Genomic DNA, 13,022 nt, shown 5'->3' with positions numbered 1-13,022 from the left:
CATGAACCGCATCCTGACCATGCTGTTCGCCATGGCCTTCATCATCTTCGCCGTCGCCGGCGGAGTGGCCTCGGCGTATCTGGTGGGCTACCTCGCGGAGGAGTACCTCTTCGAGGGGGCCAGCCGCCTGACGAACATCATCTTCCTGATGCTCGTCTTCGTGATGATCACCGCGACGCTGCTCACGCTCGCCGAGCGCAAGTGGAGCGCGTTCATGCAGGACCGCGTGGGCCCCAACCGCGCGCGCCTGGCCATCCCCGGCCTGTCCAACCGCTCCCTGGGCGGCATCCCGCACATCATCACCGACGTGCTGAAGATGCTGACCAAGGAGGACTTCGTCCCCGGCACCGCCAACCGCTTCCTGTTCAACCTGGGCCCCATCCTCGCGTTCGCGCCGGTGTTCGCGCTGTTCGCGGTGGTGCCGGCCGGGCCGACGGTGTCGGTGTTCGGCAAGACGGTGGACATGGTCGTCGCCACGCCGGACTTCGGCATGCTGTACCTGCTCGCCATCGCGTCGCTCGCCGTGTACGGCACGTCGCTGGCGGGCTGGTCCTCCAACAACAAGTTCGCGCTGCTGGGCGGCGTGCGCGCCTCCGCGCAGATGATCTCCTACGAGGTGGCGCTGGGCCTGTCGCTCGTGGGCCTGTTCCTGGCGTTCTCCTCCGTGCAGCTGCCCACGCTGGTGGGTGACGTGGGCAACGCGCTCGTGTCCGGCACCGGCCAGGCGAAGTACCTGTGGCGCACCGACGGCGGCTTCGACCTGGGCCTGCCGGCGTGGGGCATCTTCATCCAGCCGCTGGGCTTCATCGGCTTCTTCGTGGCGTCCTTCGCGGAGACCAAGCGCGCCCCGTTCGACGCGCCGGAAGGCGAGTCGGAGATCATCGGTTACTTCGTGGAGTACTCCGGCATGAAGTTCGGCATGTTCATGATCTCCGAGTTCGTGGAGGTCGTGGTGCTGGCCGGCGTGACGACGTCGCTCTTCTTCGGCGGGCACCACCTGCCCTTCGGCGGCGAGTGGCTGGCGGCGCAGCCGTTCATGCAGGAGCACGGCTGGGTGTACGGCACGCTCCTGGGCACGGTGTTCTGGATCAAGGTCATCCTGCTCATCTGGGTGCAGCTGGTCATCCGCTGGACCTTCCCGCGCTTCCGTTACGATCAGATCCAGAACCTGGGCTGGAAGATCCTCCTGCCCGTGGGCCTGGCCAACGTGTTCATCAGCGGCGCGCTGGTGCTGTGGGATCCGTCCCTGCGGGCGCTGGGCGTGGTGGGCCTCCTGGAGATCGGCTTCGTGCTGGCGCTGACGCTGACGTCGGGCGCGAAGGCGGAGGACGCGCACGACACGGCGAACGGCCATGGGCACGACGCGCACGGACACGACGCGCACGGCCTGCCGGCGCACGCGGATCCCCACTCCCATTCCCCGGCGGGCGCGCACTAGCGCGGCCTGTCCGGCCCAAGCCCTTCGCCGGAAGCGAGACAAGACACCATGGCGTTCAATGCTTCCCAGGATCCGCGCACGGACCTCCGCGAGCGGATGTACATCCCGGAGCTGCTGCGCGGTCTGGCCATCACGACCAAGCACTTCTTCCGCAACATGTTCGGCACGCGCGACCCCAACCCCCAGGTGGTGGATCGCACGGGCATGAACCTGATGACGACGGTGGAGTACCCGGAAGAGAAGCCCATCTATCCGGAGGGCTACCGGGGTCTGCACCGGCTGGTGCCGCGCGAGGACGGCAAGCCGCGCTGCGTGGCCTGCTACATGTGCGCGACCATCTGCCCGGCGCAGTGCATCTACATCGAGGCGGGTGAGTACGAGACGGCAGACGCGGATTCGGAGTCCGCGGTCATCGAGAAGTACCCCACCCAGTTCGTCATCGACGAGCTGCGCTGCATCGTGTGCGGCCTGTGCGTGGAGGCGTGCCCCAAGGACGCCATCCGCATGGACACGTACATGCACACGCCGTCCGAGTACAACCGGCAGAACTTCGTCTACGACATCCCCAAGCTGCTCAAGGGGCCGGCGGTGTCGCACCCGTCCGACCCCTGGAACAAGCGCGACAGCTCCGAGGAGCCGCACCACGTCCACAAGGAAGCGCACACGCGCATCGGCGAGGGACACGCGGACCCTGGCAAGCACGCGCAGCTGCCCGCGGGCCACGGCCACGCGAAGGTGGGCGCCGGGCAGACGGTGGTGACGCAGCAGGGTCCCATCCAGGTGACGAAGTTCCTCAAGTAGTCCGTTCACGCATCATGGGGGCGGGCCTGGTTCCGCCGCCCCCTTCGCACGCATCCCGGCCCGCCTCCTCCCCGCTTCCAGGGAAGGGCGGGCCGCCGCCTTTTCAGGGGGCATGTGGTGACGCTGCAGCTCTTCAATGCACATGGTGCCGCTCACGCGCGCGGGGGCTTCCGGTGAAGCGCTACCGGATGTCGGTGTGCAAGGGCTCCAGTTGCCGCGCGGGCGGCTCGGACGCGGTGCACGTGGCGGCGCGCGAGGCGCTGGCGGAGGCCGGGCTCCAGGCGCGCTGTGAGCTGTACCGGGGCGGCTGCTACGGCTTCTGCCACATGGGGCCCAACGTGGTGGTGCGCGAGGACACGGGCCGCAAGCGGGACCCGCTGTCCCCGGAGGACTACCAGCTCATGGGGTGGCCCGGAGAGGTGTACTACTCGGGGATGACGGCGGAGAAGATGCGCCGCGTGGTGGCCGAGCACATCCAGGCGGATGAGCCCGTGCGTGAGCTGTTCGGTCAGCCGGACTCCGGCGACGACGGCTGAGGCTCGGGACGCACGCCGTGGATCGCGCATCCCCTCCCTAGCGGGGATCCGTGCTCCGCCGGCCCCAGCGGATGACGCCGTCCCAGTCCGCGGGCGGCGGACTCTGGATGAGGCCCTGGCAGCGCTGGACGTAGACGCGCGCCACCGCGTCGCCGTGCTCCACGGTGCACCGGCGGAACAGCTCCTGCGCCAACAGGAAGTCCCGCGCGTGGTAGGCGATGAGGGCCTTCTCGTAGAGGGCCATGCCCGCCTGCTTCTCCTGGGAGAACTCGCCCTTGCGGCCCAGCAGCTCGTGCACGCGCACGGGCTGGGGACGGTCGCGCACGAGCACGCGGTCCACCTCGCGGAAGACGTAGGCGTCGCTGGCCAGCTGCGCGGTGGCCTCTCCCACGAGCACCTGGGTGCCGTACTGCTTGTTGGCGGACTCCAGCCGGCCCGCCATGCCCACCGCGTCACCCATGACGGTGTAGTGGGACTTGAGCTCGCTGCCCATGTCGCCCACCAGCAGGTCGCCCGTGTCGATGCCGGCGCGCACCGACAGCCGGTGGCCGAACTGCTTCTCCCAGAGGGGCTGCCTCTGCGCGAGCACCGCCTGGAGCTTCAGCGCCGCCTCGCAGGCCAGATGCGCGTGGCGGTCCGTGCGCACGGGCGCGCCCCAGAAGGCCATCACCGAATCACCGATGTACTTGTCCACCTGCCCCACCGTGGCGCGCACCACCGCGGTCATCTCCGTGAGGAAGGTGTTGAGCAGCGGCACCAGCTGCTCCGGGGGGAGCGTCTCGGACAGGCGGGTGAAGCCCTCGATGTCGCAGAGGTACACCGTCATCTTCCGGCGCTCCGGCCGCATCAGGCTCACGTCGCGCGCCACCAGCCGCGCCACCTCCGGGCTGACGTAGCGGCCCAGCGCGCTGTGCACGAAGTCGCGCACGTCCTGTTCGGTGCGGAAGGCGTAGAGCGTGGTCACCAGGAACGCGAGCCCGCCGGACCACAGCGGGCCGGCCACGGCGATCCACAGCTTGTCGTGGACGAACACGTAGCCCGCGGCGGCGACGTAGCCCGCCCCCGCCGCCACCGCCACGCAGACGAAGAGGAACGCGCCGCCCACGGAGCGGAGCAGCCAGCTGCAAGACAGCGCCAGGAACGCGCCGATGAACGCGAGCGCCATGGTGGCGAGCATGTCCACCTTCGGCGGCGCGCGGGTGATGCCGTCCGAGGCGAGGATGTTGGCGAGCGCCTGCCCCAGCACGGCGCCGTTGGCGATGCCGGGGCCAATGGGCGTCACCCGCCGCTCCGGCGCGTAGCTGCTGGTGTTGGTGAGGATGACGGCGCGGCCGTCCAGGTCGTGGGCGAAGCGCGCGGGCCGCTCCGCCTGCGCGTCGAAGAGGTTGAGCATCACGTTCCACGCGCGGATGGAGCGGGCGAGCGGCCCCCGGGCCCCCCGCGTGGCGGATGGAGCCTCCCACCGCAGGAGGCTGTAGCCGGACGCATCCATGGGCACGGAGTACGAGTCGCCGATGTAGAGCCGCCCGTCCGCGTACCGCAGCTTCTGCGTGCCCGCGAGGCGCATGGCGGCGGCCAGCGGCAGGGAGGGCAGGACATGGCGCTCGCCGCCGCGCGGGCTGTAGGCGACGAGGTGGGGCACGCCGCGCACCACGCCGTCGGGGTCCGCGGGCAGCGTGGTGGCGCCATAGCCGCTGCCGGTGCCGAGCAGCGGCGTCACCGGGTACTGGAGCTGGCGGACCTCCAGGAGCTTGTCGGGGTCCAACCCGGTCACCTGCACGGAAGCCAGCGCGAGGAACAGGTCCGACGGCGCCACGCGGAAGGCGTCGTCCGCCGCGCGGCGCTCCTGGATGGACGCGGCGGCCGCGCCCAGCTGCTCGCCCAGGCTGCGGCCCTCGCCCTCGTCGGCGACGCCTGCCCAGACCTCCATGCCCTTGCCCGCGGGGATGAGGAACGCGGGGCGCTGGAGGGCGAGGACGGCCTGCGCGCGGGTGCGGGCCTCGGTGGCGCCGGGGTAGCTGCCCAGGCGGACGCGGTAGGGCCACAGGCGGCCCGTGGGGGGCAGCGAGCGGGTGCCCTCGGCGCCCCAGCGGAAGGCGAGCACGGAGTGGCCGGGGTCCTGATCCAGCAGGGCCCGCAGCGCGTCGTCGTCCTGGGACAGGGCGCCCCGGCCCGTGCGCGTGGGGGTGACGCAGGCGCGGGGGCTCAGCTCCGGGAAGGCGAAGTCCAGCATCACCACGGAGGCGCCCTCCTCCACCAACCGGTGGACCATGCCGCCCATGACCTGGCGCGGCCACGGGTACGCGGCGATGTCGGCGCGGGGGCCTTGCTGGGCCTCGGCGAGGGTCTCGTCGTCGATGGAGACGAGCACGACGCGGTCGGAGCGCTCGGACACCTCTCCGAGCTGGCGGATCCGCCAGTCGTAGAAGACTCGCTCGCCCCCATCGAGCCCGTGGGACAGCGCGTCCACGAGCCCGGAGGGCGACAGCAGGGGGGCGGGCGTCTCGTCCGGCCGCGTGGGGCGCGTGACGCGCTGGGAGACAAGCAACCCCAGCAGGCAGCCGAACAGGGCCGCCATGACGAGTGAGAAGCCGAGCCGATGCAGGAAGCGGCGGCCGGAGGAGTGGATGCGGAGACGTTGCACGAGCGGCTCGCAGGATACCCCGCCGGAGCCGGGCGCCTATGGGGCAACACGCGCGGTATGGTTGGCCGCTGTCATTCGCGCATCCGTGCCCCGCCCAAGAGAGTGCCCATGAAACGCCTGTTGCTGTCCGCCCTCGCCGCCGCCGCCGCGCTGTCCCCCCTGGCCTGTGACCTGGAGAAGACGGGCAACCAGCTCCGAGCGGACCATGTGATGGTGGGGACGCTGCTGGCGACACCGCAGGTGGACGTGTGCGCGTCCGCGCTGGCGGGCTTCGACGCGGGGACGTGCGGCACGCCAGACTCGGGAGACACGGTGTCGTTCCCGGGGCAGACGGCGGCGTTCGTGTTCTTCGGGACCAAGTCCGGGGAGAACTCGCAGCCGGAGGGCCTGAGCGGCGCCGCGGTGACGCTGCAGGCGGGGAGCGCGGCGGGCGTCCCGCTCAACGCCCAGGGCGGCGGCAGCTACGGCGTGACGAGCGATTCCACGGACGCGCTCAAGTACACGTCCGGGGCCACCTATTCGTTCTTCGCGGAGCAGGGAGGGACGAAGTACGAGGCGCGGGTGGAGGACTCGCCGACGAAGGAGGCCATCGCCGCGTTCCATCCTCCGGAGGGCTTCGTGCGTCTCAACGCGAACACGGCGTTCGCGTTCGACCGGCCCGCGCCCCCGCCGAACCAGGACCGCACGCTGGGGTTCGTGACGGTGGTGCCGCTGGGCTCGAATGGAGAGAAGGGCAAGGCCACCTACTCGAACGTGCCGACCACGCCGGTGGAGTTCCTCCAGTTGGCGGCGATGCCCGCGACCTTCCGGGAGGCGCGCGTGACGATCCCCGCCACCGCGTTCCCGACCCCCAAGCAGACCTACCTGATCATCTTCCAGGCGGTGCGCATGGGCGGGCCGGAGTCCGACAACCTCTTCCTGGGCAGCGTCGTCCTGGCGGGCACCGCGGAAGTGGGCATCGCGCGGACGAACTGAGGCCCGCTACCCCGCTTCGATGTCCAGCCCGATGCGCCCCTCCAGCTTGAGGCGCAGCAGGTAGCCCGCGAGGCGCTCCGACTCCTCGCGGGTGAGGATGCTGCGGAAGTCCGGTCCGTCCGCGATCTCCACCTCCATCACCGCGCCGCGCTGGAGGAGTCGGAAGAAGTCCTCCCCTCCTCCGGGCCGAGGCACCCGCAAGGGGATGAAGCCCTTGAGCGGCAGAACCTCCACGCTGGCGTCGATGACTCGCAGGAGGCCCGGCGCATCCGGGCGCACCGCATCCGCGGCGATGGACTCTTCCGCGTAGAGCGGAGCGGGAGGGAGTGACAGCTCCTCGGTGGAGTCGTCGAAGAGGAAGCCGTAGCGGGACGGCACCCGCTGCGTGAGCAGGTAGCAGAGCAGCACGGCCTCATCTGGCTGCACGCGCGCGACGTGGAGGATGGATCGCTCCGCGCCCACGCGGCGCAGCAACAGCGTCAGGTGCGGCTGGCTCCGGAGCAGGTAGCGGCGGACGCGGTCCAACAGCGTGACGCGCACCTCCGCGAACGCGGCCTGGAACCGGGCCTCACTCTCCGCTTCGCGCTGGGAGACAGCCTCCCGCGCCTTCGCGAGCTTCGCCTCCGCGTCACGCAGGAAGTCACCCGCGGCCCCCTGCTGCTGAAGACCCGGGCCCGAGGCACCGCCCGCGTCCATGCCCGCCGCGCGCACCGCGCCCAAGAGGAACGTCCCCTGCTGCGCGAGCCGTGCTTGTTCCTCCCGGAACTGGATGACGGAGGCCGCGTGGTCGCGCTTCAGCTCCGCCCAGGCGTCGTAGGCGGACTCCAGCGTCTCCAGCGCCCGGAGCTGCCCCAGGGCACCGTCGGGCCCGGAGGACGAGCCGGTCCACGGCGAATCCATGTGTCGCGCGGGAAGCGCCGGGGACGCATCCACGGCGGGAACATCCACGGGGGTGTCATGACGCATCGAACGGACATCATGCTTCGATGCGTCCGTCGCCTGGGGAGGTTTCGTCCCGGACGGCCTCCGGTTCTTCGACGCGCTCACGGTGTGGCTCACCGCGGCCAGGACGGGTAATGGAAAACTTGGCCGAAGCGTCCGACCACCCAGACGTCATCGGGCCGGGAGCCGTCGATCGCGTAGAGGCTGACGCCCAAGGAGGAGGACGACCAGCTCCGACCATTGTACCGGTAGAGACGCCCCTCCTCCGAGGTCACGTAGATGGAGTTCGCTCCGAACGCCAGCACGCCGGTCAGCCTGTCCACGGTGCCAGGGCCGGCCGCACTGCTGCGCCATGCGCTGCCATTCCAGGTCAGGAAGGTCCCATTGTCTCCCACGGCGTAGGCCAGCCGGGGTGTCACGACATCGATGGCGTTCAATCCTCCCGCGTCCGGAACGCCAGTCTCCGAGACCCAGAGGGCCTTCCCAGCACCGCCGCGGAGGATATGGCCGCGCCCCCCGCCAGTTCCGACAGCGAAGAGCAGGTCTGGCGAAACGCCATCCACCCCCGCCATGGGCCGGTTCAAGTAGGACTGCACGGGGACGGTCACGCTCCCCCCGTCCCATTCAAAGGTGCCGCCACTCGCACCGTTGCTCAACGACGCGACGCCGAAGATGACGACGCCTCCATCCACGCCGGCAAACCCCTTCAGCCCCAATGTGCTCCCTGAGGCACTGGGAGGCGCGAAGGGGGCACAAGAAGTGCTGGTCGGAGTCTGGACCGTGAGCAGCCCGTCTGTCCCCCCGATATAGGCGGTCCCGGTCTGGGGATGAACCCAGACGCTCGCCAGGGTTCGGGGGGTCGCATCCAGGGAACACTTCCCCGGCGTGAAAGTAAAACCACCCGCTCCTGGCTGCATCCAGGCTCGCGACGAGTCGCTCCCGACAATCCAGACGCCTCCGCTCCCCCAGAGCCCCATCGCGTACCAGTCCCCACCGCCAACGCTCCGAGCGCTCCATCCCGGAGCGCCCATGCAGGTTCCCTGATCCGTCAAGCCGTCGCAGTCGTTGTCTTGCTCGTCGCAGATTTCAGGCGCTCCGGGGTGGGTGAACGGGTTGCCGTCGTCACAGTCTCCGCCCTGCCGTACGAAACCAGCGTCGGGCTGTAGACATGACACGACGCCCGCATCCGTCCGCCCGAAGGAGTCGGAATCTTCATCCGGATACCAGGCGGCGGCCCTTGGGGCATCGCACTCGACCCCGTTGCCCGAGGCGTCGCAGCGAGTGACTCCGGGGCACCCCTCCTTGTCCTCGGTACAGGCGGTGCCCACGTTGAATCCTTCGTCGATCCCTCCCGTGCAGTTGTCGTCCCGCCCGTTGCAAAGCTCCTGCGCGCCCGGATGCACGCCGGGATGGGTGTCATCACAGTCGTCATGCGGCGCGAACATCACCAATCGGTTCGGAGGCAACGGTCCCGCGCAGACCAGCAACGGCCCGCGCGCCCCATCTCCATGCCCGTCCCCATCCTCATCCGCCCAGGCGGACTGCATGGGGCTCGTGAAGCACGTCACCTCGCCAGCCCCGCCACAGACCGTGAAGCCCGTGCACCCCGCCTCCGAAACGCACGCCTGCGCCAATCCCAACCCTTCGTCTTGCTCCCCGTCACAGTCGTCATCCTTGTAGTTGCAGATCTCTGACGCCCCTGGATTCACCTCCGCGATCTCGTCATCGCAGTCCGTGCCGCCGGTCCCCGTGCTGACGTAGCCGTCCCCATCCGCGTCCGTCGCCTCCAGCGTGAACTCGACGTCGGAGGTCTTCCCCTCACTCAGCACGAACTCACGAACCTTCGTGATGACTCCGGTCCCCATGCATTCGTGTTCAAAGGCCTGCACGGACACCGCCACCTCGAGCGACCACGCCTTCGGCGGGGAGAACCCCTGCGTCAGCGTCTTTCCCGCCAGCGGCGTCCCCCGGTACGGAACCGTCACCGCCCGCGTCTCCTCGCTCGCGGCATCCTTCGCCACGATCTCCAGACACCCGGGCACGAAGCCCCGCGCCTCCACCTGGATGCGCAACATGCCGCAGTCCTCGACGCCCGCCGGGCAGAAGACCCGTTCGCGCCAGAGGTCCTCCAGCGATGGCACCGTGCAGTGCACCTGGAGCAGCGCCAGCATGGACACCCACAGCAAAGGGAGACGGGGCATGGCCTGACATCCTAGGCCATTCCCTTTCACCCAGCGCAAACACCAAGGCCCCTCCCCGCTCGCACGGGAAGAGGCCCTGTGAAAGCCAGCCGGCGTCTGGAATCAGGTGGTGCGCGAACCCGGCGGCACCGTGGAGCCCGCGCCGGAATGGGTTTCCGTACCGCGCGCGCTGTTGATGGCCGAGGCCAGCTTGTCCTGACCGCCCTGGATGCGCTGGCGCAAGTCACCGCGCAGCTGCGTGCCCGGCTTGTCCGCGAGCAGCAGGCCCACGCCCACGCCCACCAGCAGGCCGGCCGCGAAGATGCCCAGCGCCGGCAGCGCCGTCTCCGCCGTCGTGCGGCGCGTCTCCAGGCCGATGAGGTCCAGCACGTCGTCCCTGTCCAGCTTCTTCAAATCCTTCAGGCTCAGCATGTCCGACTCCGGGGGAGGAATACTTCGTGGAACCGCGTGTGGCGCGAACCGAAAGTCTAGACGCCGCCCGACGGCGGCGGGCCCCGGCCCGTCTGGTAACCCTGGAAGGCGGACTCCGCCATGCCCATGAGCTCGTCCTTCACGAAGGGCAGCGCCGCCAGCCGCACGCCCAGCTTCAGGATGCGCGCCGTCAACGGCGTGAAGAGGCCACCGCCCAGCACGTAGCCCACGCCCACGGCGATGGCCAGCGTGCCGTAGGGGTTGCGCTCCACGCGCCCCTTCAAGTCCAGCGTCTGCCCCAGGTCCGCCACCGCGCTGCGCGCGTTGTCGATGAACTGCTGCGCGTCCGAACCCAGCTGATCCACGCGCTGCCCGAAGCCCGCGTCCTCGCCGTGCTCCGCCGTGCCGTTGCCCGTCGCGCCCGAATAGTTCGTCATGTCCGTGCTCCCTTCCTGGCCCGTCCCCGAGGGGCGGCGGTTAGCGCGAGGCGATCCGGCCGACGATGAAGCCCACGGCGATGGCGCCCAGCAGGCACGTGCCGGGGTTCGCCTTGATGAACCCCACCACCTGGCGGTTCAGGTCCACCAGGTTCTGCCGCGCGTCATCCACGTTGGGGAGCACCTGGTCCTGAAGCTGCCGCGCCCGGTCTGCCATCTGCTGCGGATTGATTTCCATGGAAGCCCTCTGCTGTTCGTTCTCGATTGCGTCCTAAAGCTTCTGCATCCAGGCCCGCCCGCGCTTGCTCAGCGCCGCGAGCCCACCAGGTAACCGACGAGGAAGGCGGTCCCCACGCAGGTGTAGGGATGCTTGCGCACCCACTGCCGCCAGTCCGTGACCTCCGCCACCTCTTCCCGCAGCGCGCTCACCGACGTGGCCAGGTCGGCCCGGGTGCGCTCGATCTCCTCTCGAAGCGCCGCGCTGGTGCGCGGCAGCTGTGCCTTGCTAGCGGCCATCCCGCGTCTCCTTGAAGGCCATCGCCGTCGTGTCCTTCAGCGTGTTCACCCCCGCCACCGGCGAGGGGGGCCGCGCCGTGGTGAGCGCCGCCATGCTGCGGGACAGCTCGCTCACGCTGTCGTCCATCATCTGGCGCGATTGCATCCGCTTCACCGCGCGCAGGATGCCCAGGCCACCGCCCACGAGGTTCAACGCGCCCACCAGCGCCAGCGCTCCGGCCCACCCCGTCCAGGGCGCCAGGAGGGCCGCCAGCGCGCCGCACACGAACGCGTAGCCCACGAGCAGGAAGGGCACGAACACGGCGATGCTCGCCGCGTCCAGGCCCATGGCCTTCGCATCCTCCGCCAGCTCCACGCGCGCCAGCTGGAGGTGCTGCGTGACCAACCGACTGAAGCCATCCGCCATGCGCCCGACGAGCGCGGCCACGCCGCGTTCCGTCTGTTCACCGCCCACGTGCATGCGCTCTCCGGCCGACGCTCACGTCCTCGTGCGCGTGGGCGCCAACCTAGGCACCCCTCCCCGCCACGACAACCACACCGCGGCGGAAGTGTCCGGCGTTCGCCAGCGTCGGCCACTGAACGCGAAAGCCTCCGGACCCGGGCCAGCCTAGCCGATCCACTGCACCGGCGGGGCGACGGGAGGCTGCACGGAGATGGGCGCCTCGAAGCGCATCACCAGCGGCAGGTGGTCCGACGCCACCCGGCTCAAGGGCGAGCGGTGCGGCGTCACCGACACCGGCCGCACCCCGGAGTCCACGTAGATGCGATCCAACCGGAACAGGGGCAGCCGCGTCGGGTAGGTGCGCGCGGCGGCGCCCAGCTCGAACGCGGCGTCGTGGATGGCCTCGCGCACCAGCGACGACACCGGCCCGTTGCCCCACGAGTTGAAGTCCCCGCACACCACCATCGGGTCCTTGCGGGCCGCGTCGCGGAGCAGGTCGGCGGACAGCAGGAGCGACTCCTGCCGCCGCCGCTCGCTCACGGACAGGCCCAGGTGGAGGCAGAACACGTGCAGCTGCTTTCCTCCCCCCAGGTCCAGGTCGCACCGCAGCGCGCCCCGGGGCTCGCGGCGCGGCACGCTCAAGTCGTAGTTCTTCGACTTGAGCACCGGCAGCCGGCTCAGGATGGCGTTGCCGTAGCGGCGGCCATTGCGGACCACGTTGGGCCCGAAGGCCATGTGCAGGCCCAGCAGCTCGGCCAGGTGCTCGGGCTGGTCCTCCCGGGACGTCTTGCCCCGGAAATCGCCCACCTCCTGCAACGCGATGATGTCCGCGTTCACCTCGCGGAGCACCGCGCCCACGCGCGCCAGGTCGAACACCCCGTCCACGCCGATGCCGGAGTGGATGTTGTAGGAGACGAGGGTCAGCTCCACGCGCCGTTCACCCTCGCCTTCAAGCCGGGAGGAGTCGGCGGGCCGCCAGCCGCACCGCCTCCAGCGGCAGCGCGGCCAGCCGATGCAGGGCCGAGGCGATGTCACCCACGCCGGATTGGACGGCCTTCAGCTGCCGGCGTGCCTCGTCGACGAGGTCCGGCAGCCGGCCCTTGGGCGGCTGCTCCTTCGTGGGCGGCAGGGCCCCAATGGGCGAGGTCGTCCCGATGACGGGCGACGCCGCCTTGCGCTTCTTCACGCTGCCGCTCGCCCGCGACACGGGCCCATGGGAGAACTTGGCGTCCGCCTCGGGCCGCGCCAGCTCCTCCAGCTCGAGCTCCATCTTGCGCGCGGCGAGGATCTCCTCCGTCTGGGCGTGGCTCCTGCCGTAGTGGACGCCCTCGGACTCGTCCACCGCTCCCCGCGACGCCTGGGCGAGGTGCTCCTTGTCCCGCTGACGCAGGCCGCGCTTCTGCGGCGGCAGCGTCTTGGGGACCTGGAAGTGGTCGAAGCTGTAGGAGCGAGGCATGCGCGCCCTCCCTTTCGAAGTCGAGGCGTTGCGTTGACGTGGAAAAGCTAGGGAGCCCCCCGCCGTCCGTAACGCCTTGACACCCGCGAACCGGCACGGCCGCCTGCCTCGCGTCCGGCCAGGAACAGTGCGTCGCCTCGGAGCGCCCGCAAGTGCCGACAATGGCACGCATCCGGTGCCCGCCCTGGGTCGGCCGGCCAGACGCGGGGCCGGAGCCCTCCAG

Annotated in this window: 14 protein-coding genes; 4 read left to right on the top strand and 10 right to left on the bottom strand. The window is 70.3% G+C overall.

The genetic code is table 11. The features are described from left to right. The first annotated feature begins 1 nt into the window (after nt 1). The 3 genes from GTY96_RS17370 (at nt 2) to GTY96_RS17360 (ending at nt 2,775) form a co-directional block, all read left to right on the top strand. Nucleotides 2–1,438, top strand: coding sequence for a complex I subunit 1/NuoH family protein (locus GTY96_RS17370; protein ID WP_143901828.1), 1,437 nt, complete (start codon nt 2–4; stop codon nt 1,436–1,438). Nucleotides 1,439–1,486: 48 nt separating this feature from the next. Beyond that, nucleotides 1,487–2,239 carry a NuoI/complex I 23 kDa subunit family protein gene (locus tag GTY96_RS17365; protein WP_143901830.1) on the top strand — a complete coding sequence of 251 codons (753 nt, stop codon included), beginning with the start codon at nt 1,487–1,489 and terminating at the stop codon, nt 2,237–2,239. A gap of 173 nt (nt 2,240–2,412) precedes the next feature. Next, on the top strand, nt 2,413–2,775 hold the full coding sequence (locus GTY96_RS17360) for a (2Fe-2S) ferredoxin domain-containing protein (protein WP_143901832.1): 363 nt from the start codon (nt 2,413–2,415) through the stop codon (nt 2,773–2,775). A 37-nt stretch (nt 2,776–2,812) separates the two neighbouring features. Here GTY96_RS17360 and GTY96_RS17355 read toward each other — a convergent pair whose 3' ends face one another. Next, nucleotides 2,813–5,419 (bottom strand): adenylate/guanylate cyclase domain-containing protein, encoded by a 2,607-nt coding sequence (locus GTY96_RS17355; protein WP_328700918.1) that lies wholly within the window; start codon nt 5,417–5,419, stop codon nt 2,813–2,815. A 108-nt stretch (nt 5,420–5,527) separates the two neighbouring features. Here GTY96_RS17355 and GTY96_RS17350 point away from each other — a divergent pair, with 108 nt between their 5' ends. Then, on the top strand, nt 5,528–6,394 hold the full coding sequence (locus GTY96_RS17350; RefSeq protein WP_201756150.1) for a hypothetical protein: 867 nt from the start codon (nt 5,528–5,530) through the stop codon (nt 6,392–6,394). A gap of 6 nt (nt 6,395–6,400) precedes the next feature. On the opposite strand, the gene GTY96_RS17345 is transcribed toward GTY96_RS17350, so the two are convergent. From GTY96_RS17345 to GTY96_RS17305, 9 genes are all read right to left on the bottom strand, one after another. Then, nucleotides 6,401–7,360 carry a hypothetical protein gene (locus GTY96_RS17345; RefSeq protein WP_235685678.1) on the bottom strand — a complete coding sequence of 320 codons (960 nt, stop codon included), beginning with the start codon at nt 7,358–7,360 and terminating at the stop codon, nt 6,401–6,403. Nucleotides 7,361–7,449: 89 nt separating this feature from the next. After that, nucleotides 7,450–9,537: a putative metal-binding motif-containing protein gene (locus tag GTY96_RS17340; RefSeq protein ID WP_161665299.1), complete on the bottom strand. Its 2,088-nt coding sequence runs from the start codon at nt 9,535–9,537 to the stop codon at nt 7,450–7,452. Nucleotides 9,538–9,639: 102 nt separating this feature from the next. Continuing rightward, a complete protein-coding gene (locus GTY96_RS17335; RefSeq protein ID WP_161665298.1) occupies nt 9,640–9,948 on the bottom strand; it encodes a YtxH domain-containing protein in 309 nt (102 codons plus the stop codon). A 56-nt stretch (nt 9,949–10,004) separates the two neighbouring features. After that, nucleotides 10,005–10,385 carry a hypothetical protein gene (locus tag GTY96_RS17330; protein WP_143901837.1) on the bottom strand — a complete coding sequence of 127 codons (381 nt, stop codon included), beginning with the start codon at nt 10,383–10,385 and terminating at the stop codon, nt 10,005–10,007. 40 nt (nt 10,386–10,425) lie between these two features. Continuing rightward, nucleotides 10,426–10,623 (bottom strand): hypothetical protein, encoded by a 198-nt coding sequence (locus tag GTY96_RS17325; protein ID WP_143901838.1) that lies wholly within the window; start codon nt 10,621–10,623, stop codon nt 10,426–10,428. Nucleotides 10,624–10,691: 68 nt separating this feature from the next. Next, on the bottom strand, nt 10,692–10,901 hold the full coding sequence (locus tag GTY96_RS17320; RefSeq protein ID WP_143901839.1) for a DUF3618 domain-containing protein: 210 nt from the start codon (nt 10,899–10,901) through the stop codon (nt 10,692–10,694). Further along, nucleotides 10,891–11,361 carry a phage holin family protein gene (locus GTY96_RS17315; RefSeq protein ID WP_143901840.1) on the bottom strand — a complete coding sequence of 157 codons (471 nt, stop codon included), beginning with the start codon at nt 11,359–11,361 and terminating at the stop codon, nt 10,891–10,893. Before GTY96_RS17315 ends, GTY96_RS17320 begins: the two co-directional genes overlap by 11 nt. 147 nt (nt 11,362–11,508) lie before the next feature. After that, entirely contained in the window at nt 11,509–12,273 is a 765-nt protein-coding gene (locus GTY96_RS17310; RefSeq protein ID WP_143901841.1) for an endonuclease/exonuclease/phosphatase family protein, read from the bottom strand. 19 nt (nt 12,274–12,292) lie between these two features. Then, complete coding sequence (locus GTY96_RS17305) at nt 12,293–12,799, bottom strand: hypothetical protein (protein ID WP_143901842.1); 507 nt, start codon at nt 12,797–12,799, stop codon at nt 12,293–12,295. Between the last annotated feature and the right edge of the window lie 223 nt (nt 12,800–13,022).

The sequence above is a fragment of the Corallococcus silvisoli genome, from assembly GCF_009909145.1.
In the GTDB taxonomy this organism is placed as follows: Bacteria; Myxococcota; Myxococcia; order Myxococcales; family Myxococcaceae; genus Corallococcus; species Corallococcus silvisoli.
This window is presented reverse-complemented; position numbering and strand designations above follow the sequence as displayed.

Excerpts from the sequence above, each read along its gene's own strand:
- GTY96_RS17335 (WP_161665298.1), bottom strand. The coding sequence starts at position 9,948 with ATGCTGAGCCTGAAGGATTTGAAGAAGCTGGACAGGGACGACGTGCTG.
- GTY96_RS17345 (WP_235685678.1), bottom strand. The coding sequence starts at position 7,360 with ATGCGTCATGACACCCCCGTGGATGTTCCCGCCGTGGATGCGTCCCCG.
- GTY96_RS17325 (WP_143901838.1), bottom strand. The coding sequence starts at position 10,623 with ATGGAAATCAATCCGCAGCAGATGGCAGACCGGGCGCGGCAGCTTCAG.
- GTY96_RS17340 (WP_161665299.1), bottom strand. The coding sequence starts at position 9,537 with ATGCCCCGTCTCCCTTTGCTGTGGGTGTCCATGCTGGCGCTGCTCCAG.
- GTY96_RS17305 (WP_143901842.1), bottom strand. The coding sequence starts at position 12,799 with ATGCCTCGCTCCTACAGCTTCGACCACTTCCAGGTCCCCAAGACGCTG.
- GTY96_RS17365 (WP_143901830.1), top strand. The coding sequence starts at position 1,487 with ATGGCGTTCAATGCTTCCCAGGATCCGCGCACGGACCTCCGCGAGCGG.
- GTY96_RS17370 (WP_143901828.1), top strand. The coding sequence starts at position 2 with ATGAACCGCATCCTGACCATGCTGTTCGCCATGGCCTTCATCATCTTC.
- GTY96_RS17330 (WP_143901837.1), bottom strand. The coding sequence starts at position 10,385 with ATGACGAACTATTCGGGCGCGACGGGCAACGGCACGGCGGAGCACGGC.
- GTY96_RS17320 (WP_143901839.1), bottom strand. The coding sequence starts at position 10,901 with ATGGCCGCTAGCAAGGCACAGCTGCCGCGCACCAGCGCGGCGCTTCGA.
- GTY96_RS17315 (WP_143901840.1), bottom strand. The coding sequence starts at position 11,361 with ATGCACGTGGGCGGTGAACAGACGGAACGCGGCGTGGCCGCGCTCGTC.
- GTY96_RS17350 (WP_201756150.1), top strand. The coding sequence starts at position 5,528 with ATGAAACGCCTGTTGCTGTCCGCCCTCGCCGCCGCCGCCGCGCTGTCC.